The sequence below is a fragment of the Deinococcus marmoris DSM 12784 genome, from assembly GCF_000701405.1.
Taxonomy (GTDB): domain Bacteria; phylum Deinococcota; class Deinococci; order Deinococcales; family Deinococcaceae; genus Deinococcus; species Deinococcus marmoris.
In genome coordinates, this window is sequence record NZ_JNIV01000235.1 from 1 (window position 1) to 1,422 (window position 1,422).

At 57.4% G+C, this 1,422-nt stretch carries 1 protein-coding gene and 1 pseudogene; both read left to right on the top strand.

Translation table 11 applies throughout. The features are described from left to right. Nucleotides 1–155: 155 nt before the first annotated feature. Nucleotides 156–335: pseudogene (locus Q319_RS0123530) on the top strand (IS982 family transposase); the annotation flags it as partial. Nucleotides 336–418: 83 nt separating this feature from the next. After that, nucleotides 419–667 carry a hypothetical protein gene (locus Q319_RS0123535; RefSeq protein WP_029484796.1) on the top strand — a complete coding sequence of 83 codons (249 nt, stop codon included), beginning with the start codon at nucleotides 419–421 and terminating at the stop codon, nucleotides 665–667. Nucleotides 668–1,422 lie beyond the last annotated feature (755 nt).

Consider the following 1,422-nt stretch of genomic DNA (forward strand, 5'->3'; position numbering starts at 1 on the left):
CCCAGGCTGCGCTGCTGATACGACGTGGCGGGGACGGCCAGGAACTCATCTGCCAGAATGCGAACGCGCTCCCCTGGAATCTGTGACTTTGACATTCCCAGATTCTCCCGGCTGGGAGCGCTTCGCCGTCAGTTATACAGGTGCAACTCCTGAGCAATTCCCGGTATGACACTGGATGGCGGCCAGACCGCCATCCAAAACTCCGCAAACGCATTGAAACGGTGTTTTCTCAGTTGGTTGCAGAGGGGATTCGGTCAGTTCAGACCAAAACGCTGGCCTCACTCCGGCTGCGCGTCGTCCTGGCCGTCATTGCCCACAACCTGACCAAGCCCTAAACGGGGTAGGGTTCACCAGATTTGGCGCGGCCCGTTCAACGCGCCGGGTTTCGCTAAATCCGCTTGAACCGCGCCCCACGCTGATGACTGATACCTCGGGACCGGGTCTGGACCGCGTTCTGGTACGTCGGTGCCTGCGGGAAACTCACCAGCGGCGGGGCCTTGCCCTGGTCCCATCGCTGCAACTGGCCGATCGGCTGAACAGCAAAAACAACCGGATCCGCCCCGGGCTGCTGGTGCTGATTTTGATCGGCCTCCTGTTTAACGCCCGTTTTTCGCCGCAGCATGCACGGGCCTTCCTGATGCTGTTTGACGGCCGGCTGCTTTTCTAGACGGCAAGACCAGTGTTCACCGCACATCCCAGTGGACGGTCAGGAGTCTCCAGCAAACCTGTGGGCGGCCTCTGGCCGCTTCACCTGGCCTGGAGCAGCCCGTCTGGATGCCTCGAAATCAGAAGCGTCCTTCCCATTGGCCCAGATCATAGCTTGGAGAAATGGTTGGCTACCCCCAGGCAGTCGCTCTTGATAGCGCCGACTAGACGGTAGGTGACCTGGCTGTCCGCAGCGAGAGCGGCTCATCGATCTGGAAGACACGGAATTCAGACATCGGGGGAGCTTGGCCCAAAGAATGCGCTGTCCGGGATGATGCTCTGGGCAGGGCTCCACGAATCCCACGTCCAGCCAGTATTCGTGCTGAGGTATCTGATTGGCGGTATAGAAGTTGTATAAGGTTCGGGGCTTTCGTCCTCCAGGACAGTGTTTGCCGATTTAGGTTGTACCGAATACAATTTCTTTAAACCAAAGTTGAGTCTAAAAAACTGCGTCTGGCACGCTTATGTTTTTAGCAAAAAATAGAATTCGTGTTCTACATAATATTGAGGAAGATTTATCTCGTGTGGGACGCAGTTCTTGGACTCGTCAGGCGATCAATACCCGATAATCAGTTACGTCCTGAGCCCAGTCCAGCGGGTTCAACTCCGCCGTCCAGACGAACCAGGCGACAGCCCTGGCTTCCTCGTTTAACTGGCCGGGATCGGCGGGATGAAGGCAGGCGGGATTCCACCGAAGCGGTGGACGACTTCTCCTGA

What these genes read in the sequence shown, in the direction of transcription:
- Q319_RS0123535 (WP_029484796.1), top strand. Translation starts at nt 419, where the DNA reads ATGACTGATACCTCGGGACCGGGTCTGGACCGCGTTCTGGTACGTCGG.